This is a genomic window from Paraburkholderia bengalensis (genome assembly GCF_037126505.1).
Classification (GTDB): domain Bacteria; phylum Pseudomonadota; class Gammaproteobacteria; order Burkholderiales; family Burkholderiaceae; genus Paraburkholderia; species Paraburkholderia bengalensis.
Genome location: NZ_JACFYJ010000312.1, coordinates 1 through 468, shown reverse-complemented (window position 1 = coordinate 468; position 468 = coordinate 1). Strand labels below are relative to the sequence as shown.

Sequence of the window (468 nt, the reverse complement as noted above, 5' to 3'; positions counted from 1 at the left end):
AGCGACGTGGTTCGGGCCGGCCTGCGTTTGCTGGAGGAACAGGAAGCCAAACTCGATGCCTTGCGTGTCGAACTCGAGAAGGGGGAGCGCTCCGGCCCGTCCAGGCCGTTTGACTTCGACGCATTTCTCGCGCGCAAGAAGAAGTCCGCGACATGAAGCAGTTTGTTCTTTCGCCGGCGGCCGAGCTGGATCTCGATGATATCTGGGATTATTCGGCAGAAAACTGGGGGATACGACAGGCGGAGCGTTATATCCGCATGATCCAGGACACCATCGTTGGATTGACTGATGGCACACAACCGAGTCAGTCCGCCTCACATGTCCGGTCCGGTTACCGCAGTGTGCTGGTTGGCACGCACATCTTGTTTTTCAAAGAGACCGACGACCTGGTCGATGTGATCCGGATTCTTCATCAGCGGATGGATCCCTCTCATCACCTGAGCGAGCAATAGCTTCTTCTTTCCACTC

Annotated in this window: 2 protein-coding genes; both read left to right on the top strand. The window is 56.4% G+C overall.

What is annotated here, in order from left to right:
- Nucleotides 1-156: type II toxin-antitoxin system ParD family antitoxin (locus H3V53_RS43435; RefSeq protein ID WP_336603074.1), on the top strand; the 156-nt coding region annotated here is incomplete at its 5' end.
- Entirely contained in the window at nt 153-452 is a 300-nt protein-coding gene (locus H3V53_RS43430; protein WP_336603073.1) for a type II toxin-antitoxin system RelE/ParE family toxin, read from the top strand. The genes H3V53_RS43435 and H3V53_RS43430, both read left to right, overlap by 4 nt.
- Nucleotides 453-468 lie beyond the last annotated feature (16 nt).